The following is a 21034-nucleotide window of genomic DNA, read 5'->3' on the forward strand; positions in this document are numbered from 1 at the left end:
GGTTTCTAAGCATTGTGATAAGGTATCTGCACCTGAATAAAATAGGGTGTAAGAAGCGAACGCAGGGAACTGAAACATCTAAGTACCTGCAGGAAAGGACATCAACCGAGACTCCGCAAGTAGTGGCGAGCGAACGCGGACCAGGCCAGTGGCAATTGTGTTTAAAGCGGAACAATCTGGAAAGTTTGGCCGTAGCGGGTGACAGCCCCGTACGCGTAGATAGCATGATTGTCCTAGAGTAGGGCGGGACACGAGAAATCCTGTCTGAACATGGGGAGACCACTCTCCAAGCCTAAGTACTCGTGCATGACCGATAGCGAACAAGTACCGTGAGGGAAAGGTGAAAAGCACCCCGACAAGGGGAGTGAAATAGAACCTGAAACCGGATGCCTACAAACAGTCGGAGCCCGCAAGGGTGACGGCGTACCTTTTGTATAATGGGTCAACGACTTAGTGTAACAAGCAAGCTTAAGCCGGTAGGTGTAGGCGAAGCGAAAGCGAGTCTGAATAGGGCGATTTAGTTTGTTGCATTAGACCCGAAACCGAGTGATCTAGCCATGAGCAGGTTGAAGGTTGGGTAACACCAACTGGAGGACCGAACCCGCATCTGTTGCAATAGATTGGGATGACTTGTGGCTAGGGGTGAAAGGCCAATCAAACTCGGAAATAGCTGGTTCTCCGCGAAATCTATTTAGGTAGAGCGTCGACCGAATACCCTGGGGGGTAGAGCACTGGATGGGCTATGGGGACTCACCGTCTTACTGATCCTAACCAAACTCCGAATACCCAGGAGTACTAGTCGGCAGACACACGGCGGGTGCTAACGTCCGTCGTGAAAAGGGCAACAACCCTAACCTCCAGCTAAGGTCCCCAAGTCATGGCTAAGTGGGAAAGGATGTGAGGATCCCAAAACAACCAGGATGTTGGCTTAGAAGCAGCCATCATTTAAAGAAAGCGTAACAGCTCACTGGTCTAAATAAGGGTCTTTGCGCCGAAAATGTAACGGGGCTGAAGCCATGCACCGAAGCTGAGGATGTGTAGCAATACACGTGGTAGCGGAGCGTTCCGTAAGCTGATGAAGGGAGACCCGTGAGGGCTCCTGGAGGTATCGGAAGTGCGAATGTTGACATGAGTAACGATAAAGAGGGTGAGAGACCCTCTCGCCGAAAGACCAAGGGTTCCTGCTTAAAGTTAATCTGAGCAGGGTTAGCCGGCCCCTAAGACGAGGCGGACACGCGTAGTCGATGGGAACCACGTTAATATTCGTGGGCCTGGTGGTAGTGACGGATTGCTCAACTTGTGAGGTCTTATTGGATTGATCTTGCAGGGACGCGGTTCCAGGAAATAGCTCCACCGTATAGACCGTACCCGAAACCGACACAGGTGGTCAGGTAGAGTATACCAAGGCGCTTGAGAGAACTATGTTGAAGGAACTCGGCAAATTGCACGCGTAACTTCGGAAGAAGCGTGACCCCATTTTACGCAAGTGAAGTGGGGTGGCACAGACCAGGGGGTAGCGACTGTTTATCAAAAACACAGGGCTCTGCGAAGTCGCAAGACGACGTATAGGGTCTGACGCCTGCCCGGTGCTGGAAGGTTAAGAGGAGAGGTGCAAGCTTTGAATCGAAGCCCCAGTAAACGGCGGCCGTAACTATAACGGTCCTAAGGTAGCGAAATTCCTTGTCGGGTAAGTTCCGACCTGCACGAATGGCGTAACGACTTCCCCGCTGTCTCCAACATAGACTCAGTGAAATTGAATTCCCCGTGAAGATGCGGGGTTCCTGCGGTCAGACGGAAAGACCCCGTGCACCTTTACTATAGCTTTACACTGGCATTCGTGTCGGCATGTGTAGGATAGGTGGTAGGCTTTGAAGCAGGGACGCCAGTTTCTGTGGAGCCATCCTTGAAATACCACCCTTATCGTCATGGATGTCTAACCGCGGTCCGTTATCCGGATCCGGGACAGTGTATGGTGGGTAGTTTGACTGGGGCGGTCGCCTCCGAAAGAGTAACGGAGGCGCGCGATGGTGGGCTCAGACCGGTCGGAAATCGGTCGTCGAGTGCAATGGCATAAGCCCGCCTGACTGCGAGACTGACAAGTCGAGCAGAGACGAAAGTCGGTCATAGTGATCCGGTGGTCCCGTGTGGAAGGGCCATCGCTCAACGGATAAAAGGTACGCCGGGGATAACAGGCTGATGACCCCCAAGAGTCCATATCGACGGGGTTGTTTGGCACCTCGATGTCGACTCATCGCATCCTGGGGCTGGAGCAGGTCCCAAGGGTATGGCTGTTCGCCATTTAAAGCGGTACGTGAGTTGGGTTCAGAACGTCGTGAGACAGTTCGGTCCCTATCTGCCGTGGGTGTAGGAATATTGACAGGATCTGTCCCTAGTACGAGAGGACCGGGATGGACATATCTCTGGTGGACCTGTTGTCCTGCCAAGGGCATAGCAGGGTAGCTACATATGGAATGGATAACCGCTGAAGGCATCTAAGCGGGAAACCAACCTGAAAACGAGTATTCCCTATCAGAGCCGTGGAAGACGACCACGTTGATAGGCCGGGTGTGGAAGCGCAGCAATGTGTGAAGCTTACCGGTACTAATAGCTCGATTGGCTTGATCGTTCTCATTGATCAATGCTCATCTGCGACACAGACGTGTCGGGAGATGATGCAAGACGTGTTCAAACGCAGTGAAAACTGCACCAGCTTCTCATTTGTTGCGCTTCGCTGACCTGGTGGTTATGGCGGGGCGGCTGCACCCGTTCCCATTCCGAACACGGCCGTGAAACGCCCCAGCGCCTATGGTACTTCGTCTTAAGACGCGGGAGAGTCGGTCGCTGCCAGGTCTGCTAAACGCAACAACACATGCGCCGAATGTCGAAGACAGTCGAAAGCTGCATGTGAAACAAAGATAATCTTCTCATCACGAAAACGGCCCCAAGCCGATCAAAAGGGCCGCCCACAAAGCGGCCTTTCTGCTATAATCGGCCCGAAAATATGCAGTGCGTCCCTTACACGAGACAAATCGCCTTCGGCAATTTGCTCGGGCAGTAGCGTAAACTGCTTCGCAGTTTACGCACCGTGACAAAACCCAGAGGGTTTTGCACTTGGCGCGGGGTGGAGCAGCCCGGTAGCTCGTCAGGCTCATAACCTGAAGGCCGCAGGTTCAAATCCTGCCCCCGCAACCAACAAAACTCGCAAATTCTCACACTGCGGATATTTGCACCGAAGCTCCTCCGCATAGGCGCCGAGGAGCTTTTTCTTTTTGGACTCCGTGTCGAGCTCGCCCGTGAGCCCGTGAGCGTCTGTCCTGCCACGGAACTTTCATCCAGCGGCGACTAGAGCCACGGCGGTTTTGATCCGCTCCCAAACGTTGGACCAGCGGAGGCTGGAGTTTTCCGGCTTGTGTCAGGGGGCGGGCTGGTTGCGCCTCCCGGATTCATCAGTGCGATCGGGACCTTGTTGCCGATCGCACCATGTGGCCGAACCTCATTGTCGTCTCTACGCCAATCCTCCATCTTTTCGCGGGCATCCGCAAGGGTCAGGAACACAGGCATTCCGCTCGGAAGCGGCCGTTGAACGCCTCGATCAAGGCGTTATCGGTCGGCTTGCCAGGCCGTGAGAAGTCCAGCGTGACGCCTTTGGCGTGGGCCCAGAGATCAAGATCGCGGGATGCGAACTCGGTGCCCTGATCGACGCGGATCGTCTTCGGATAGCCGACCTGACGGCATATTCGTTCGAGCGTTTGCACAACGTCTTCACCGCGGTAGCTGTGCCGCGGATCGAGCACCGGCACATGGCGTGAGAAGGTATCTACCACTGTCAGGACCCGCAGCTTCTTGCCGGTGGCGAGCTGGTCATGCACGAAGTCCATCGCCCAGACATCATTCGGTCTGAGTGCCATTTGCCGATCCTCCCGGAGCTTGGCTTTCACCCGGCGTTTCGGTGTCTTGTTGCGCAATTGCAGGCCCAAGTCCCTATAAATGCGGTAGGTCCGCTTGATGTTGGGCCCCTAACCCTCGCGCTCCAGCAGCACCTGCACACGGCGATAACCGTAACGCACACGGGTCTCGCAGATCTCACGGATGCGACGCTCAAGACCGGCCTGATCGGTGCGGCGAGAGGTATAGTATAGTGGTAGGTCGACCGATCAAAGTTCAGCGCCCCACAGGCACGCCGGATCGAAATCGCCCAATCCTGGCACACACCCTTCAGCATCTCCCGCTTCCGAGCAGTCCTTAGAGCTTTCGGCGAATGACGTCCTGCAGCATCTCCCGGTCCAGCGTCAGATCCGCGACGATCTTCTTCAGCCGCGCATTCTCGTCCTCGAGCTGCTTCAGCTTCTTCATCTCCGGCGGCAACAGACCGGCGTATTTTTTCTTGCAGTTGAAATGGGTCGCCTGGCTGATTCCTGCCTTCCGGCAGATCTCCGCAACTGGCACACCCTCATCACCCTGCTTCAGAATGAACGCCTTCTGAGTGTCCGAAAACTGCGATGCCTTCATCGTCGTCCGTTCCTTTCCCAGCCAGGAAAATGCACCGGAAAACTCTAACCAAAACTGGTCCAGTCTGAAGGGTTCGGATCAGGTTCGGATCGCAAGCACGATGCCCCAAGTATTTAGCCCAAATCTCCCAGGGCGTGCGGTCAGCGAATTCGGCAGGGCGGGAAGCCATCAGGATCGTTCTCCAGGGCGCCGTTCGGCGCCAATCCGTCGCCAAGATGCAGGCAGGGTCGGCTCCGCAACCTCAGACGCGGTGCCGTCCCCGATTTCGCTCGCGGATGACCGAGATTTGGAGTCAGCCGCGCTGGTCGGTTTCGGCGCAGGCCCCGTGGGACACCGCTTCCCAGAAGTGACGACTTACCGGACCACCAAGACAGGCACCGGGCTGCTCGCGAGGACTTCCGATGTCTGGCTCCCGAGCACCAGCTTTCTTAAACCCCTACGGCCGTGTGATGCCATAACGATCAAATCGCAGTCGAGAGCCTTGGCCTCCTCAACAATCGCTTCGGCCGGATAAGCCTGCGGGATATGGACAGTGTTCGACTGCACGCCGAGCTTTTCTGCTGCTCTCTTGACCCCAGCCAGCACTCTCTCGGCTGTTTCCTTTTGACCGGCTTCATACTGGGCCATCTCTGTCGGCCCGGGAATATAGGCGCCGGCAATCCCGGCATGCGCGTAGACAGGGAACCGCTCTGTTGCCATGATTATCGTCACGCGGGCCTTGAGGCTGCTTGCAAGCGACAGCCCATGATCGACACCCTTCTGCGCTACTTCCGATCCATCGGTAGAAATGAGAATATGGTTGTACATACTTGTCGTCTCCCGTCTGGTCCAAGGATTTGTGCCCACCACGCAAGGTACTATCGTTTAGCAACTAACGATACGGTTGTAGACGGAGAAATCGCCAGAACGGACTGGCGGAGTTTGGCCGTCGCGCCACATGCAACGCACCTCCACTGTGGACGGATTACACCGCTGGGGACCTGCGCTACCGTGTCAGTCAACGTATGCCTGTGCACAGCGACATTCTCAAATCTGTCATATCGGCTGGTTAGAAGCAGTGTGGCACTCAGCCCCCGATGAAACTGGGCTGCTGCACTCTCCTTTTCGTGGAATGACACCGATGCAGAACAATTCGGCAGTGATTATCGAGGGCGCGACCGTTATTTTTGGCGATCGTCTGGAGCCCGCTTCCGTGCGCATCGAAGACGGCCGGATCACGGCGATCGACGGTGCACGCGACGGAGCGGACATTGTGGATGGACGCGGCTATCTCCTCGCTCCGGCTTTCGTAGACATTCATGGCGATGCCTTCGAGCGGCAGATCATGCCGCGGCCGGGGACGATACTCCCTGTCGCTCCTGCGCTGCTCGACACAGACCGTCAGCTTGCCGCCAATGGGATAGCGACTGCCTACCACGCCCTGACGCTGAGCTGGGAGCCGGGGCTTCGATCTGTGGAAAACGGATACGCCGTCGTCCGCGCGCTCGACGCACTCGGCCCGCGTCTGACGGTGGACAATCGTGTCCAGCTCCGTTGGGAAACCTTCTGCTTCGAGGCGATCGAGCTTGTTCGCGAGGCGCTCGCCGGACCGCGCCTGCCGTCGATTGCCTTCAACGACCACACATCGATGGCAATGCTGCATCCCTCGACACCGTTGCAGGAGCGGCCGTTTGACTTCGATCCGGCCTTCCCAGCAGTCGATCCCGAAACACCTGCGTTCGCGGAGAAGATGGCGGAACGTGCCAAGCGGGCCAAGATCCCGGTGTCTGACATGGTCGCGCTCGTCAGGAACATGTGGGATCGCCGTCCGCAAGTACCAGCCGCGATTGAAGAGGTGGCGACCCTCGGCCAGGCCGCTGGCGCACCGATGCTGTCGCATGACGATAGCCAGATTGAAACGCGCGACTTCTTCCGCGTCCGTGGCGCACGGATCAGTGAGTTCCCGATGAACAAGCGGGTGGCGCGGGCCGCCCGTGAGGCTGGTGACTTCATCGTCTTTGGCGCGCCGAACGCCACGCGCGGCGGCAGCCACATTGCTTCGATCGCTGCCGCCGATATGATTCGCGAGGGTCTCTGCGATATTCTCGCCTCGGACTATTATTATCCTGCGATGCTGCTTGGCCTGGCCAGGCTCAAGGCCGATGGCGTGGCACCGGTCCACGCGCTCTGGCCGCTCGTATCCGGCAATCCGGCGCGTGCGTTGGGGCTCTTCGATCGCGGCGTGATCGAAGTCGGAAAGCGGGCGGACCTCATATTGGTCGATTGGCCAGAGGGCGGCGCCCCCGTGGTTCGGCGCACCTGGGTCGCCGGCCGGGAAGCCTATTGCGCGGCGCCGATGGGCTGGTGACGAGTAGAGAAGCGGGCGAGCAACTGATGCAGAGCTAGAACGAGGCCCGTCGGGAGCTCCGCTTGTCCGCCCATCTCGCGCAAATCTTTAACCTCCGTCAGCTGCAGAGAAAGGCCGGCACGACGAGCGGATCGTCAGGCGGCCCGAAAGTACGATCTGCCGGGGAGGGCGGTCGGAGCGATTGGCAAGGCGGTCGAGAATGAGCTGGGCTGCGTGCTCACCGATGGCCTGTACCGGCTGGGCGATGGTCGTCAGGTTCGGCTGGAAAACATCCGCCCAGGGAAAATCGTCGAAGCTCGACACCGAGATGTCATCGGGACAACGCAGCCCCATGTCCCGGATCGCCTTCATCACGCCGATGACCATCAGGTTGTTTGCCGAGAAAATGGCGCTCGGCCGTTCTGGCATCACGAGCAACTGCATGGCGGCATTATAGGCGTCTTTCTCGCGAAAGTTTCCGATGCGCACCAATGCGTCGTCCTGGGGAATGCCGGCATTGTCAAGCGCGCCGCGATAGCCGGTCAGCCGGCCGAGGCCGGTGGAGGTATCAAGCGAACCCGAGATGTAGCCGATCCGGCGATGGCCGAGGCCGACAAGATAGTCGATCGCGTCTTGTACCGCGCGCTGGTTGTCGAGGACGACGGCATCCGCCGCGATGCCGTGGCTGATGCGATCGATCAGTACGGTTGGGATACCGGCGCGCTGGAGGACGCGCTCAAGCGCATGGTCGTCGCCAGCCGGCGCAATGATCAGGCCGTCCACCATCCTGTCCAGGAGAAGCGAAATCTGCTCCTCCTGTTGCACCGGATCTTCGTCTGTGCAGCAGAGCATCACAGCGTAACCGGCGCGATGCAGCACATCCTGGATGACGGCGACGACATCCGTGAAGAACGGGTTGGTGATATCGGCGATGACGAGCCCGATCGTCTTGGTGGCGCCCGTCTTCAGGCTTCGGGCAATGGCGTTGCGTTTATAGCCGATGGCCGCGATCGCATTTTCGATTCTGCCACGCAGTTCGGAACTGACCGGCGCGGTACCGTTGACGACCGCCGAGACCGTGGCAACCGAGACGCCTGCCGTCGCAGCGACGTCTAGCATGGTCGGCTGGGATTTTCGTCTTTTGGAAGAAATCCGGTCCATAATTCAAAACGTTTAGATCGATGCGCTGTCCAACATGTTACGAAAATGGCAAGTTCTTAGCAAGAACAAAGCGTTGGAGGGCGACTGATCTCTTGACATCTTCGAAACGTTTAGATTAGCTTCTACTGTCGCTTACAGCCGCGAGACAAAGATGGAAGGGAGGCCGTCATTGTCATGCAGGAAGAAGTGGGCCATTTGCCTTCGCGCGCCAACGCGCCACGTTCGTCCACCGCGCCTGTGCTGGAAGCGGTCGACGTCTCGAAGTCGTTTGGCGGAATTGCCGCGCTCAATCATGTGAAATTTGATCTGTTCGCCGGTGAGATCCATTCGCTGATGGGCGAGAACGGCGCCGGCAAATCGACCCTGATGAAAATCCTGTCCGGTGTCTACGCCGACTATGATGGCGCCGTCATCATCGACCAGGCTCCGGTTCACTTCGCGACGGTGCGCGACGCAGAGGTTGCCGGTGTCGCCATCATCCACCAGGAACTCAATCTCGTCCCTGAGCTGTCGATTGCCGACAATATCTTCCTCGGCAGGGAGCCCTTGATCGCCGGGTTGTTTGTCGATCGCCGGAAAAGCATGAATGCCGCCCGGACCCTGCTCACGCGGCTCGGCATCGATCTTGATCCCGAAGCACGGGTGTCGTCGCTCAGGATCGGCGAACAGCAGCTGGTCGAGATCGCAAAGGCGCTGTCGCTCGACGCCCGGATGCTCATCATGGACGAGCCGACATCGGCGCTGTCACCGAATGAATGCAAGCGGCTTTTCACGATCATGCGCCAGCTCGCATCCGAGGGGGTGGGCATCATCTACATCTCGCACCGGATCGACGAGGTAATGCAACTCAGCGATCGCGTCACGGTGTTCCGGGACGGCCGGCACGTCTGGACCAGGCCGAAGTCGGAGATCGATGAAGACATGGTCATCGCCGGCATGGTGGGCCGCAATCTCAGCCGTGCGGAAACCATCAGGCACGAAGCGACCGCCGTTGGCGGTGCAGTCCTGTCGGTGAGAAATCTGTCATTGTCCGTGGCCAACCGGCACGGCTGGAAGCAGGTCCTGACCGGCGTCAATTTCGAGGTCGCCTCAGGTGAAGTCCTTGGCATCGGCGGCCTGCTCGGGGCCGGGCGTACGGAGATCCTGCAGGCGATGACGGGCGCCAGCAACGGGGAGGCCGGCGGTGAGATTCTGATCGACGGGCAGCCGGTCACGATCCGCTCGCCGACGGACGCGCGCCGACTGGGCATTGCCTTCGTCACTGAGGACCGCAAGATGCAGGGACTCCACCTGCACGATACGATCACGGAGAATGTCGCGCTGCCGCTCGTCAGCCGAATGGCGCGCTTCGGTCTGCGCGACTTTGCGGCGGAAGCGGCGGTTGCCGCCGACGCCATCAAGACGTTGGGTATTCGGGCTTCGGGCATTGAACAGGTCGCGGCAACGCTTTCCGGCGGAAACCAGCAGAAGGTCGTGATCGGCAAGTGCCTCGCCACGACGCCGCGCATCCTGCTGCTCGACGAGCCGACCCGCGGCATCGATGTGGGGGCAAAGAGCGACATCTACGACCTGATCTTCCGCCTGGCCGAAGCGGGTATGTCGATCGTCGTCGTGAGTTCGGAAATGCCGGAACTACTGCATCTTTCCGACCGCATCCTCGTCATGTCCGAAGGACGCCAGACCGGTATCCTGAACCGCGCGATCGCGACGGAGGAGCGGATCATGCAATTGGCGGCACCACGATCCAGCAACAGGCAGGAGAAGGCATCCGCATGAATGTGATAAAGCTTGTTTCCCGCACGAAACTGTACTGGGGCCTGATCGCGATTTTCCTGATCGGTGTCGTATGGTCGCCGGTGACGTCGTCGGGCAGGAACATATTTCTTTCCAGCGGCAACCTGCTCGACGTGCTGCGTCAGGTCTCGACGACGGGGCTTATCGCGACCGGCATGACGGCCGTTATCATCACCGGCGGCATCGACCTGTCGGTCGGTTCGCTGATGGCAATCTGCAGCGTCGTCTGCGCCATGTTGTTGACGGTCCCCGGGGACACGTCGGCCTTCCTGCTCGGCGTGCCGTCGGTGTTGCTTGCCGCCCTCGTCATCGGAGCCGCCGTAACCCGGTTCATCTTCTCCAATCTTGAAAAGAGCCGCACTGGCTTCAGCCGCAGCCGCGACCTGACGCTCGACCGCACGCGGGGCATCTATGTCCCGGCGCTGGTCGGTATCGCCCTCTGCACCGTGCTGCTCTTCTATATCGTGCCGCAGAGCGAAACCAAGTTCGGTGTGCTCGGCGTGCTGCTCGTCGTACCGGCCGTCGGCCTTCTGTTTGGCGCCATCAACGGCATCATCATCGTCGTCGGCCGCCTGCAGCCCTTCATCGTCACTCTCGCGATGATGGTGACTGCGCTCGGCATCGCTCGGCTGACGGCGGGTCAGAACAATGCGGTCCTGCCGGTTTATACTGGCTCGAACGCCACGGCCGATTTCGATATCCTCCGCTCGCTGGTCTTCGGCATCATTCCCATGCCCGGTATCTTTTTCATTGCGGCGATTGCGATTTATGCGGTCGTGCTGAAGTTCACTCCGTTCGGCCGCTTCGTTTATGCGATCGGCGGCAACGAGGAGGCGGCGCGGCTTTCAGGCATCGACAGCGGACGGGTCAAGATCGTCACCTATGCCGTCTCCGGCCTGCTCGCGGGCATCGCCGCGATCCTCTACGTTGCGCAGTATCGCCAGGGCAAGCCCGATGCCGGGGCTGGGCTGGAGCTCGACGCCATCGCCGCGGTGGTCATCGGCGGCACGAGCCTGATGGGGGGACGCGGCAGCCTTGCCGGCACCTTCTGCGGCGTGCTGATCTTCGGGCTGCTGTCGAATATCCTGCAGCTCCACAACATCAATTCCAACCTTCAGCTGGTGCTGAAGGGACTGATCATCATCGGCACCGTGCTCGTTCAGGAGCGCAATGCCCGCGATATTCTGGCGCGGTTGCGGCTGACACTGCCGCGGCCCGCGAGATCGGAGGCGTCCGGGGAGGAGCGTCCGCGCAAGGAGACCATGTCTCTCAACACTGGAGGAAACGGAAATGAAACGTCGTGACATGTTGAAGTTCGCGGTCGTCACTACCGCGCTTTTCACCACTACATCCCTTTTCGCTACGCATGGCGCGCTGGCGCAAGACAAGAAGTGGCGCATCGGGTTCTCCCAGGCGACCACGATCGAGCCCTGGCGGGCGCAGTTCAACAAGGACATCATCGCGGAGGCCGCAAAGCATCCCGAAGTCGAGCTGATCATCACCGACGGTGAGGACAAGACTGAAAAGCAGGTTGCGGATGTCGAAAACCTGATCCGCCAGGAAGTCAATGCGCTGCTGATCTCGCCGAAGGAATCCGCTGGCCTCACCGGCGTCGTCCAGCAGGCGATCGACGCCAAGATTCCGGTCTTCGTCTTGGATCGCAACGTCGAAACTGACAAGTACGTCCAGTTCGTCGGCGGCGACAACAAGCTGATCGGTCGGGCTGCGGGGGAATATGCCGTTGAACTTCTCGGCGGGCCCGGTAAGGCGCAGGGCAATGTCGTCGAGATCTGGGGCGGCATGGGAACTCAGCCGGCACACGACCGGCACGACGGCTTCCACGAATTTACCGACAAAGAGCCGGGCATCAAGAACCTGCTCGACCAGCAGTCGGGCGACTGGAAGCAGGACCAGGCCTACAACATCATGGCCACCGCGCTCCGCAACAATGAGAAGATCGACCTCGTCTATGGCCACAACGATCCGATGGCCTATGGCGCCTACCTCGCTGCCAAGGATGCCGGACGTGAGAAGGACATCAAGTTCATCGGCATCGATGCGCTTCCCGGAGAAGGCGTGACCTGGGTGAACAATGGTGAACTCAGTGCGACCTTCCTCTATGCAACGCCGGGCGCGGAAGGCCTGCGTCAGGCGATCAAGTATCTCGGCGGAGAAAAAGTCGAAAAGAATGTCGTCTTGCCGACGCTCAAGGTGACAAAGGAAAATGCAGGCCAGATCATGAAGGACAACGGCCTCTAACTCAGCGTAAACCTGACAGTAAAGAAGGGTCGGCTATCCCAGCCGGCCCTTTTTGTGTCCATACGGGTCCGCACCTGTTCGACGGTCAGTCCGGTCCGCTAAACCACTGTAGTAGTCGGCGGCATCCGCGCATTCGTCGATAGCCTGGCGGAATAACGGGCTTGGGGAGAGCTTGGATGGCTGCCTGGGGGGCGAAGGCTGCGTAAAACTCGAGGGGATTGTGAAGCTTCCGAGGTTTGCGGCTTTCCACCGAGGCTCAACCGGTGGACCACTGGAGCACTTTGTCCAACCGTGAAACGGTCGCTCACCTACACCTCTGTATAATTCGCTCCATCACGCGTTTCGAATATCAGTAGGCGGATCCGTCGTGTCGGCGGCAAGGAAGCGCAAGTCTTTTTACGTGTTCGCATGAAAACCGCTTGTCTTTTCCGTAAGCTCTCTAGCTGTCAGCGCAGCGTTTCATCACAAGCGATTTTGGAGGTATCATGTCTGTCCCCGACGATCAGATCCTCACGCTGCAGGTTGCCAATATGCCACCGCAGGATACGGGAGCGAGCATCGCCCGCGTCTCCACGAAGGCGATGACCAAGCTCGGCGTACGAGAAGGCGAGCTTATTGAGCTCATCGGCAAGCGGCATACGGCCGCGATCGCGATGAGGCCCTATTCCGATGATGAGGGCCTGAACCTGATCAGGCTCGACGGCCTTCAGCGCGTAAATGCAGGCGCAACAAGCGGCGACCATATCGAAGTTCGCAAGGCGGAGGTAAGGCCGGCGACGAAGGTTGTCCTCGCGCCGGCGCAGAAGAACCTGGTGTTGCAGGGACCGGGTGAAGCTTTGCAGCGCACGTTTCTTCACCGCCCAATGGTGGCCGGCGACGTTGTATCGACCTCAGTCCAGCAACGCGTAAGAGATCCCCGCGCTGCGGACCCGCTGCTACGGAGCGTACTCGATCTTCCCGCCTACGGTCTGCAGGAAATCAGGCTCGTCGTTGTCTCGACACAGCCGAGAGGCATCGTCCAGATGAACGAGCAGACGGTTGTCGAATTGCGTTCGCAGTTTGAGGAACCGAAGGAAGCACGCCGAGCTGACGTAACGTACGACGATATCGGCGGACTCGGCACCTCTGTCGAGCAAGTCCGCGAGATGGTGGAGCTGCCACTGCGCCATCCCGAGTTGTTTCAGCGCCTCGGCATCGAACCGCCAAAGGGCGTGCTTCTCTATGGCCCCCCGGGCACCGGCAAGACGCTGCTGGCCCGTGCTGTCGCCAATGAGACGGAAGCCAACTTCTACCACATCGCCGGTCCCGAGATCATGGGCAGCCGCTACGGGGAGTCCGAGGAACGTTTGCGGCAGGTCTTTCAGGAAGCCTCGCAGAATGCGCCATCAATCATCTTCATCGACGAAATCGACTCCATCGCGCCAAAGCGCGAGCAGGTGACTGGAGAAGTCGAACGGCGAATTGTCGCCCAGTTGCTAACCCTTATGGATGGGCTGGAGCCGAGGCAGAATATTGTTGTCATCGGCGCGACGAACAGGCGAGACGCGATTGACGAGGCGCTCCGCCGTCCCGGGCGTTTCGACCGCGAAATCGTCATTGGCGTACCGGACCAGCGCGGCCGGCGCGAGGTGCTCGCGATCCACACCAGGGGCATGCCACTCGCCGAGAACACCGATCTCGATGAGATCGCGAGGACGACCTACGGCTTTGTCGGAGCGGATCTCGGTGCGTTGGTTCGCGAAGCGGCGATGGATGCGCTGCGCCGTGTTCTTCCCGATATCAATCTGAAGCAGGGTATCCCAACCGAGATCCTTGAAAAGCTCACGGTCTCTCAGGACGATTTCACGTCCGCCATGAAGCGCATTCAACCTTCCGCGTTGCGCGAAATCATGATCCAGGCGCCGAACGTCCGTTGGGACGATGTCGGAGGTTTGGACGAAGCGCAGATGAGACTGAAGGAAGGGGTGGAACTGCCGCTCAGGTCACCGCAGTCCTTTAGGCAGATGGGCATTCGCCCTGCAAAGGGATTTCTCTTGTTTGGACCTCCGGGGACCGGGAAGACACTGTTGGCAAAGGCCGTGGCGCGCGAAGCCGAAGCGAACTTCGTGGCAACCAAATCGTCCGATCTGCTTTCGAAATGGTACGGCGAGTCCGAGCAGCAGGTTTCGCGGCTCTTCGAACGCGCACGACAGGTTGCCCCGACCGTCATCTTCATCGATGAAATCGACTCGCTGGCCCCCGTCCGCGGCGGCGGGCTGGGAGAGCCGGCGGTGACCGAGCGGGTCGTCAACACGCTACTGGCCGAAATGGATGGGTTGGAAGACATGCAGGGCGTCGTCGTGATGGCAGCGACCAATCGGCCGAATTTGCTCGATCCGGCACTGCTGCGACCGGGGCGCTTTGACGAACTGGTCTATGTTCCCGTGCCGGATGCAAAAGCGCGGCGGAAGATCCTTGGCATCCATACGAAGAAGATGCCGCTCGCCGACGATGTTGATCTCGATGAACTCGCCGACAAGACGGAGCGGTTTACAGGGGCAGATCTCGAAGACCTGACACGGCGAGCAGGGCTGATTGCACTGCGTCAGTCTCTGACTGCGTCGACGGTGACAAAGGAGAATTTCGCCATGGCCCTGCAGGAGGTTCGACCGTCGGTCACGGCAGAAGCCGAACGGGAGTATGAGGAGATGCTGCGCACGCTCCGCCAGGAAAATCCGCAGCGCATGCAGATCGGCTTCACGCCCCTCAGGCAGGCTGGAGAGTAGGGGCGCCAGATTAAGTAGTGACCGACCGTGGCGGCTCTGCCGGTCCAGTGCGGGGCGGTCGGGCTTCCGCGCTCCATGCTGAGCCAGGTGAAGCTCAGTGACGCCACCTATTCTGCGCCGCGTGGGCCGTTCGTCATCTCAGCAAAGTTGATTTCTTGCGGGGTGTAGGCTTCCGCGGCTTTGGCGGCAGGCCAGCATCGCAGTTTCGCTCGATCAGGGCTTCGGTGACGGACTCGTCGGCATAGGTCTCCTGCATCCGGATGTATATTGCAGACAGGCCCGGATCGAGGGAAAGCGCTTGCCGAACCAAGAGTTCAGCCTTTCCGCTGTTGCCGCAGGCCATGCTAGCCGCGATCTGATAAAGCAACGTCCGCCTGGTCTGAAAGGGTAGTGTCAGGGCGACGCGCATCATGTCTTCGAAGCGGTCCAGCGCGTAGAGGGCCGCCACCCGCTCTTCAGTGATCCAGACCGGCAGAAAGGGATCGAGTGTCTCGGCACGATCAAGCATTTCAAGGGCGTGCTCAGCCTCTCCGACATAGACATAGAACGCGGCGCTGCGGCCGAGAATATAGGCGTCGTTCGGAGCGAGTTCCTTGGCGCGTATGTGATGGTAACGCGCCGAGGCGAAGTCGCCCGATTTCATCTTGATCGCGCCCATGATGCGATGGGCTTCCGGGTCGGTCGGGTCGAGTGCAAGCGCATGCGCAACCTGCTGTTCTGCCTCATGAAGGTCAAAGCTTGGCAAGTTGCTCCACGAGCAGACGTGCATGGCGAAGGGGCGGCCGAAACCGGGATCAGCGGTCATTGACCGCTCGAACCAGGCCATGGCTTCGTGTATGTGGGTGTCCGAAACGCCAACCAAGCGATGATGGTCCAGTCCCCGTAGGTAATACTCATAGGCCGTCATGTTCTCCGGGCGCTTTAGCCGCGCGGCCGCAAGTTCCGACTGCTCGACCCGTCCGGACACGGTTGCTGCGACACGCGCGATGATTTCATCCATGACATCAAGCAGTTCGCGAAACGGACGCGTTATGCGATCGGACCAGATGACGAGACCCTCTCCGGTTTCCGTCAGCGAGATGTTGACCCTGAGGTCGTCGCCCGCTTGCCGGATCGAGCCGCTGACGACGTAGCCGACGCCGAGAAGGCGGCCGATCTCGACCGGGTCTTTGGTCGTCAGTGCGGTCGCGGCCGAACGGGAACTGACAAACAACCCCTTCAGCCGGCTCAGTTCAAGAGTCAGGTCGTCGGTGATGCCGTCCGCCAGGAAGGATTGATCCGCAATGGCGCCGGGCGCAATGTCGAACCGCGCCACGGCGATCGAGTTTGTCCGGGGAGGCTGTGCAGCATTGGGAGAGGATCGTGTTGGAGCGAACTGATAGAGGTGGCGGTCCACCAGTTCAGTAACCCGGTAAATCCGTATCGGCTCGAAAATTCCTTTCAGTCGACGTTCGCCGGTGTCTTCAAATCCACAAGGCGAGACTCGACGGACCTGGTCGTAAAGCACCCCCGAAACCTCGATTGCGCCAGGTGGCGCAGACGCCTCAATTCGCGCGGCTATGTTCACGCCATCGCCGCGCAAGTCCGAGCCCACGACGACGACATCCGCGACATGCAGGCCGAAACGCATGTCGCCGCCACTCGAGCCAGGAAGGGCAGCGATCTCGGCGCGCGCCTCGATGGCGGCCCTAAGCGCATTGACTGGGCTGCCGAACTCGGCGAGCAGGGCATCGCCCGCGGTGCCAAAGACGCGGCCGTCATGGCGCTGGATGACCGTGCGAACAGTGTCGAGGACAGCGTCAATCCGGGTGATCGCTCCTTCCTCGTCCGTTTCCATCGCAGGGGTGGAGCCGACGAAATCTCCGACCATGATCGTGGCCAGCTTGCGCTGCATTCTCGATCCCTCCCGCCACAAAAGCACGTGGTGACAATGTAGCACATCGGCAGGCTTGGGTGTTTTACGATTGCCAACGACAGCGGCGGGTGCGAACGGTGCTGTGGGAGCACGCACATCGACGTGCAAGCTGCCTGCAGGACTAAGGACGATAGGGGCCCGGCGGATTTGCGATGAAATCGAGATCATAACGTGCGACTTCATCTGAGACAGTCTCGATCAAACTCAATCTTGCCAGGAGCCGCCGCACATCGGCCTGCATCGCGATCATGTGCGGGGTTCGCCTATGGAACTCGTGTGCCTCCGCATCGCGAAAGCCTTCGATCAGAACGACCACGTCGTCTTCATCCTTGTGCCGATGACACTCAAAAAACACACAGCCTGGCTCAGCGCGCGTGGACACAACATGCGGCTCCATAGCGGCAAGGAACGCCTCTCGCATTCCCTGCTTGCAGGTGAGCCAACCCGTTATGAGTTTCATATGGGCACCTCGAATTTCTGTATCACTCGCCCTGACACGGAGGCTACTAACATTCGACGTGGGTGCCGACCTCAAGGTCCATGTCCAGGTTGTAACTTATAGCGCAGGCTGCTTCTGGCGCGAAGTGGACACTGTCCGCCACGGGGCGAGCGAAGACGAATTCTTGAGCGCGCCAGGAAGTGTCTCGACATTGCGTATATGCTAATCTGAGTGGCCATTGGCTGACTTGATGGGGGTGGGCGACAATGAAGCAACGGCTTTCTGTCATCATGGCCTCTGACGTGGTCGGCTATAGTCGACTGATGGGGATCGACGAGAAAGGCACACTTTCCGCTCTAAAATTGCACCGACACGAACTTTGGGACGTGAAAATCGCGTTGTATCAGGGCCATACAATCAAGCTTGTTGGCGATGGGATGCTGACGGAGTTTCAGACTGCTGAAGAGGCGGTCCTGTGCGCGATCGAGATCCAATCGGAGATGCAGAAACGCAATGCGCGTGGCGATCGCAGGATAGAATTTCGGATCGGTATAAATATCGGCGACCTTATCTTCGAGGACGACGATGTTTACGGCGATGGCGTGAATGTTGCAGCTCGCATTGAGAATGTCGCGAAACCGGGAGGCATAGCGATATCCGCATCGGTGCGCGACACCTTGGGCAAGCGTCTGGGCATCCGCTTCGAAGATGTGGGCGAGCACGCACTGAAGAACATCGAGCGGCCAATTCGCATCTTCAACATCATCGTCGACGACGGTGCAGAAGGGGCGAGTCCTGGGTTTACTGCGACACCCAAGCCTGCCGTGCAGTCGGTCGGAACGCGCCTTGGGGCGGAGTTTTCGCCGAACAGAACCTTGCTGTACGTTTCGAAGTTCTCAAATCTCAGCGGCGATCCAGACCAGGATTATTTCGCGGCGGGATTAACAGAAGATGTCGCGGCAGGTTTGGCGCGGTTCTCCAGGCTGATCGTTGTCGCTCAACAACCGCCCTCAGAGCAACAGCACGCCGAGTCAATCCCGCACTACGTCCTCGAGGGGAGCGTGAGGCGACTTGGCAATCGTGTCAGGGTGAGTGCCAACCTCATCAATGTTTCGGGTGAGCGAATCTGGGCGGAAAAATACGACTTCGACCTTATCGACATCTTTCACATTCAGGACGAGCTGTCCCGCTCCATACCGGCCGCGCTGAGCGTCAAGATAGAAGAGGCGGAGCGTCAACGCGCCCTGAGCAAGCCTGTTACATCGCTGAAAGCCTACGATCTGTATTTGCGAGGCCGGCATCTTCATCAGGGCTCGAGCCAAGAGGATGTGCGACTTGCGCGGGAAATGTATCTCGCCGCGATAGCCGATGATCCGGAGTTTCCGCGGCCTTACATCGGGTTGGCCTGGATCGAGCTTCGGAAGCTGAAATGGAACGAAATCGTTGAAATCGATACCGCGCTTGCGACCGCATCGGCCCTGCTAAGCAAAGCCCTAAAGCTAAACCCGATCGACGCTGATACCCACTGGGCTCTTGGCGTCGTTCACCTTTGGAGGGGAGAGGCCGAGCGAGCCGTAGCCTGCTATGAGCGTGCCCGAGAACTGGCTCCCAGCAACTGTGACCTCCTCGCCGAATATTGCGATGCCCTTGGTTATCTTGGGCGCCTTGACGATGCCGTTAGGATGGGAGAGCTTGCCGTCCGCCTCAATCCGAGCCGCCCCGACTGGTATCTCTGGGATATCGCCGCAGCCAAATTTCTTTCGGGAAAATATTTGGAGGCACTGTCCCTTCTGGAGAAAATGGCCGAGCTTGGGCCCGCCTATCGCCTGCTTGCAGCGACCTACGCCCAACTGGGGCGGCTTGAAGAGGCGCGCCAGGCCGCGCGCGAACTTCTGAAGGTCAATCCTGACTTCTCGATCGAGCGTTACAGTTCGCGTGCACCCTATCTCGATAAGACGCTCATGGCCAAATACATCGAAGGCCTACGACTAGGGGGTCTGCCGGAGTAGGTTGGCGATCTGAAAGTCTAATGGACATGTCGACAAAGCAGCTCAATTGACGAAATGTTGCATATGCACTACAAAACGAGATCCGATTGAATGCTGGGGCGAGATGGCCATGGATCGACGTGATTCCAACTCTGATATCGTCAGCGAGGTCGTATCCGGGTGCTTGATGACGAGGAGCAGGCGCATCTCCCGGGTGATTACAAACATCTATGATCAGGAATTGCGTGACTACGGCCTCAATGCATCGCAGTTCTCGATGTTGATCATGATTGCAAAACTGGGTGGTGCAAGCCGCGCCGAGATCGGTCGCGCAAACTTTCAGGATCGGACGACCTTGACCCGCAGTCTTGCACCGCTTCTTGCAGAAGGTTGGATCGAAGAGCTTCCGACGGATGGCGGCCGCAGTAGACCGGTCGTCATTTCGGATTCTGGAAAAAAGCTCCTCAATGACGCCGCGCCTGCCTGGCGCGAGGCGCAGCGGAAAGCCAGCCAGCTCGTTGGCGATGTTGGTGCAAAAGCCATCATTGGCGTTGCCGAGAGTCTTCAGAGAGTAGACGAGCCGAAGTGAAGACGATCTTGGCGCCTCGGTTCCTTAACTTTCTCAACGTGAAGCAAAGCCTCGGCGACGCCGTTGATCCCAGTCCTTCACGATAGCCTTTGCGCTCATCGGGCAGGGCCGTTGTCTTACAGACCACGCTTCGTCGGCGCTACTTCGCCGCCCGTATTTCAGCGACAATATTCTGAGGTTTCTGGAGGTGCGGGTAGTGGCCGATACCCGGCAGAACAGTCATGGGCGCACCGGTTCGCCGCGCAAATTCCTCTCCCATCTCTTTCTTGATGTAGAAGTCCTTTTCGCCCCAGACGACTTTGACGGGAGTCTTGAGTTCACCAAGGTGCGCTTCGAGATAGTCCTGATCGCGCGTGAAGTGCGAGTAGTAGTGGTAGAACGCGTCAGCGGACGTGATGTCGCCGTGCCCCCATCCCTCCGTCATGTCCTTCAGCACCTCGGCCGGAAGGTCGAACTGTTCCTCGGGTGGCAGGCCGCGGCGATACGCGTTTGCGAGGATTTCCGCGCTCGTCCCGTTCATGTGGATACGGGTTTTGGATGCCGCCGGCTCGCTCTTGAGGTTCTGGAGGCTCTCGTACATGTATTCGGGCCTGTTGAACGGAGCGAAGTCTCCGACGACGATGTTCTTGGCAATATCAGGTTCCTCAATCGCTGCCAGCAATGCGGGAAGCGATCCGATATCGGTCGCGAAAATTGTCAGCCTTGAGCGATCGACATGCGCAGACTTGATGTAGGCTCTCAGGATGTCGGCATAGTCTCGTGGCGAATACGAGAACGTCGCGACTGCGGGTCGCGATGACATCCCGTAGCCTGGCCAATCGATAGCATGGACTTCGTAGTCTCGCGCAAGCGCGTTCGCGATATCCTTCCAGACGAGTAGCGTCTCCGGAAATCCGTGGAGGAAGAGAACAGTCCCCTTAGGCGCGGCGCTGTGGGCGACCATGCGTCGAAGCGTGATGTCGGGGGCTACCTCTATGTATCCGATCTCGGCATGGATGCTGCTGGGAGAAGCGCCGGCTGAACCAGCCGATGCCGCGCTCAGCATGAGCGAGGAAAGGAGGGGCATCGAGTGTTTCAACATTTCAAGGCTCCTTCGTGTGTTGTTGCTCGCCTCTGGAGGCGACGATAGTGATTGCGGAAGCTTGGCGCGACCGTCGCCAACCAGTTCCGTACCAATCTGCCTGTATGTTGCGTACGCAACAGAATGTTTGTTCTAGAATGATGATATTGTACAGGAGAGACCGTTGGGCTCATTCCCTGCAAGGCATAATGATGCATATGCAACATAT

The 21034-nt window shown here is 58.8% G+C and carries 12 protein-coding genes, 1 tRNA gene, 2 rRNA genes and 1 pseudogene; 10 read left to right on the top strand and 6 right to left on the bottom strand.

Translation table 11 applies throughout. The features are described from left to right. The 3 genes from AS026_RS16805 to AS026_RS16815 all read left to right on the top strand — a co-directional run. Window positions 1-2626, top strand: a 23S ribosomal RNA gene (locus AS026_RS16805); the annotation flags it as partial. Between the two features lie 109 nt (window positions 2627-2735). Next, a 5S ribosomal RNA gene (gene rrf, locus AS026_RS16810) occupies window positions 2736-2850 on the top strand. Window positions 2851-3115: 265 nt separating this feature from the next. Beyond that, window positions 3116-3192, top strand: a tRNA-Met gene (locus tag AS026_RS16815). A gap of 222 nt (window positions 3193-3414) precedes the next feature. Here the strand turns inward: AS026_RS16815 and AS026_RS16820 are convergent. Both AS026_RS16820 and AS026_RS16830 read right to left on the bottom strand, forming a co-directional pair. After that, window positions 3415-4509 (bottom strand): annotated as a pseudogene (locus AS026_RS16820) (IS3 family transposase); the annotation flags it as partial. Between the two features lie 354 nt (window positions 4510-4863). Beyond that, entirely contained in the window at window positions 4864-5316 is a 453-nt protein-coding gene (locus AS026_RS16830) for a universal stress protein (RefSeq protein ID WP_062370644.1), read from the bottom strand. Between the two features lie 313 nt (window positions 5317-5629). Between AS026_RS16830 and AS026_RS16835 the strand changes: the two genes are divergently transcribed. After that, entirely contained in the window at window positions 5630-6856 is a 1227-nt protein-coding gene (locus AS026_RS16835) for an alpha-D-ribose 1-methylphosphonate 5-triphosphate diphosphatase (RefSeq protein ID WP_062370771.1), read from the top strand. 87 nt (window positions 6857-6943) lie between these two features. Here the strand turns inward: AS026_RS16835 and AS026_RS16840 are convergent, their stop codons facing one another. Then, window positions 6944-7954: a LacI family DNA-binding transcriptional regulator gene (locus AS026_RS16840; protein WP_025660090.1), complete on the bottom strand. Its 1011-nt coding sequence runs from the start codon at window positions 7952-7954 to the stop codon at window positions 6944-6946. 216 nt (window positions 7955-8170) lie between these two features. On the opposite strand from AS026_RS16840, the gene AS026_RS16845 reads away from it, so the two are divergent. The 4 genes from AS026_RS16845 to AS026_RS16860 all read left to right on the top strand — a co-directional run bounded on the left by AS026_RS16845 (window position 8171) and on the right by AS026_RS16860 (window position 14814). Beyond that, window positions 8171-9772, top strand: a complete 1602-nt coding sequence (locus AS026_RS16845; protein ID WP_062370646.1) for a sugar ABC transporter ATP-binding protein — start codon at window positions 8171-8173, stop codon at window positions 9770-9772. Further along, the gene (locus AS026_RS16850) at window positions 9769-11094 is read left to right on the top strand and encodes an ABC transporter permease (protein WP_062370648.1); all 1326 of its coding nucleotides are present in this window, start codon (window positions 9769-9771) and stop codon (window positions 11092-11094) included. The genes AS026_RS16845 and AS026_RS16850 overlap by 4 nt, the downstream gene beginning before the upstream one ends. Further along, on the top strand, window positions 11081-12049 hold the full coding sequence (locus AS026_RS16855; protein ID WP_018113584.1) for a substrate-binding domain-containing protein: 969 nt from the start codon (window positions 11081-11083) through the stop codon (window positions 12047-12049). Before AS026_RS16850 ends, AS026_RS16855 begins: the two co-directional genes overlap by 14 nt. Before the next feature lie 485 nt (window positions 12050-12534). Beyond that, complete coding sequence (locus tag AS026_RS16860; RefSeq protein ID WP_025660087.1) at window positions 12535-14814, top strand: CDC48 family AAA ATPase; 2280 nt, start codon at window positions 12535-12537, stop codon at window positions 14812-14814. A gap of 133 nt (window positions 14815-14947) precedes the next feature. Here the strand turns inward: AS026_RS16860 and AS026_RS16865 are convergent, their stop codons facing one another. Continuing rightward, entirely contained in the window at window positions 14948-16708 is a 1761-nt protein-coding gene (locus tag AS026_RS16865) for an adenylate/guanylate cyclase domain-containing protein (protein WP_062370650.1), read from the bottom strand. A 142-nt stretch (window positions 16709-16850) separates the two neighbouring features. Then, window positions 16851-17189, bottom strand: coding sequence for a putative quinol monooxygenase (locus AS026_RS16870; RefSeq protein WP_025660085.1), 339 nt, complete (start codon window positions 17187-17189; stop codon window positions 16851-16853). A 245-nt stretch (window positions 17190-17434) separates the two neighbouring features. Here AS026_RS16870 and AS026_RS16875 point away from each other — a divergent pair, with 245 nt between their 5' ends. After that, entirely contained in the window at window positions 17435-19177 is a 1743-nt protein-coding gene (locus AS026_RS16875) for an adenylate/guanylate cyclase domain-containing protein (RefSeq protein WP_062370652.1), read from the top strand. A 109-nt stretch (window positions 19178-19286) separates the two neighbouring features. Then, window positions 19287-19745 (top strand): MarR family winged helix-turn-helix transcriptional regulator, encoded by a 459-nt coding sequence (locus AS026_RS16880; RefSeq protein ID WP_245271668.1) that lies wholly within the window; start codon window positions 19287-19289, stop codon window positions 19743-19745. Window positions 19746-19884: 139 nt separating this feature from the next. Here the strand turns inward: AS026_RS16880 and AS026_RS16885 are convergent, their stop codons facing one another. Next, entirely contained in the window at window positions 19885-20826 is a 942-nt protein-coding gene (locus AS026_RS16885) for an alpha/beta fold hydrolase (protein WP_062370653.1), read from the bottom strand. Window positions 20827-21034 lie beyond the last annotated feature (208 nt).

Origin of the sequence: Rhizobium altiplani (assembly GCF_001542405.1) — a bacterium.
GTDB classification, from domain to species: Bacteria; Pseudomonadota; Alphaproteobacteria; order Rhizobiales; family Rhizobiaceae; genus Rhizobium; species Rhizobium altiplani.

Excerpts from the sequence above, each read along its gene's own strand:
- AS026_RS16830 (WP_062370644.1), bottom strand. The coding sequence starts at position 5,316 with ATGTACAACCATATTCTCATTTCTACCGATGGATCGGAAGTAGCGCAG.
- AS026_RS16835 (WP_062370771.1), top strand. The coding sequence starts at position 5,630 with ATGCAGAACAATTCGGCAGTGATTATCGAGGGCGCGACCGTTATTTTT.
- AS026_RS16840 (WP_025660090.1), bottom strand. The coding sequence starts at position 7,954 with ATGCTAGACGTCGCTGCGACGGCAGGCGTCTCGGTTGCCACGGTCTCG.
- AS026_RS16845 (WP_062370646.1), top strand. The coding sequence starts at position 8,171 with ATGCAGGAAGAAGTGGGCCATTTGCCTTCGCGCGCCAACGCGCCACGT.
- AS026_RS16850 (WP_062370648.1), top strand. The coding sequence starts at position 9,769 with ATGAATGTGATAAAGCTTGTTTCCCGCACGAAACTGTACTGGGGCCTG.
- AS026_RS16855 (WP_018113584.1), top strand. The coding sequence starts at position 11,081 with ATGAAACGTCGTGACATGTTGAAGTTCGCGGTCGTCACTACCGCGCTT.
- AS026_RS16860 (WP_025660087.1), top strand. The coding sequence starts at position 12,535 with ATGTCTGTCCCCGACGATCAGATCCTCACGCTGCAGGTTGCCAATATG.
- AS026_RS16865 (WP_062370650.1), bottom strand. The coding sequence starts at position 16,708 with ATGCAGCGCAAGCTGGCCACGATCATGGTCGGAGATTTCGTCGGCTCC.
- AS026_RS16870 (WP_025660085.1), bottom strand. The coding sequence starts at position 17,189 with ATGAAACTCATAACGGGTTGGCTCACCTGCAAGCAGGGAATGCGAGAG.
- AS026_RS16875 (WP_062370652.1), top strand. The coding sequence starts at position 17,435 with ATGAAGCAACGGCTTTCTGTCATCATGGCCTCTGACGTGGTCGGCTAT.
- AS026_RS16880 (WP_245271668.1), top strand. The coding sequence starts at position 19,287 with ATGGATCGACGTGATTCCAACTCTGATATCGTCAGCGAGGTCGTATCC.
- AS026_RS16885 (WP_062370653.1), bottom strand. The coding sequence starts at position 20,826 with ATGTTGAAACACTCGATGCCCCTCCTTTCCTCGCTCATGCTGAGCGCG.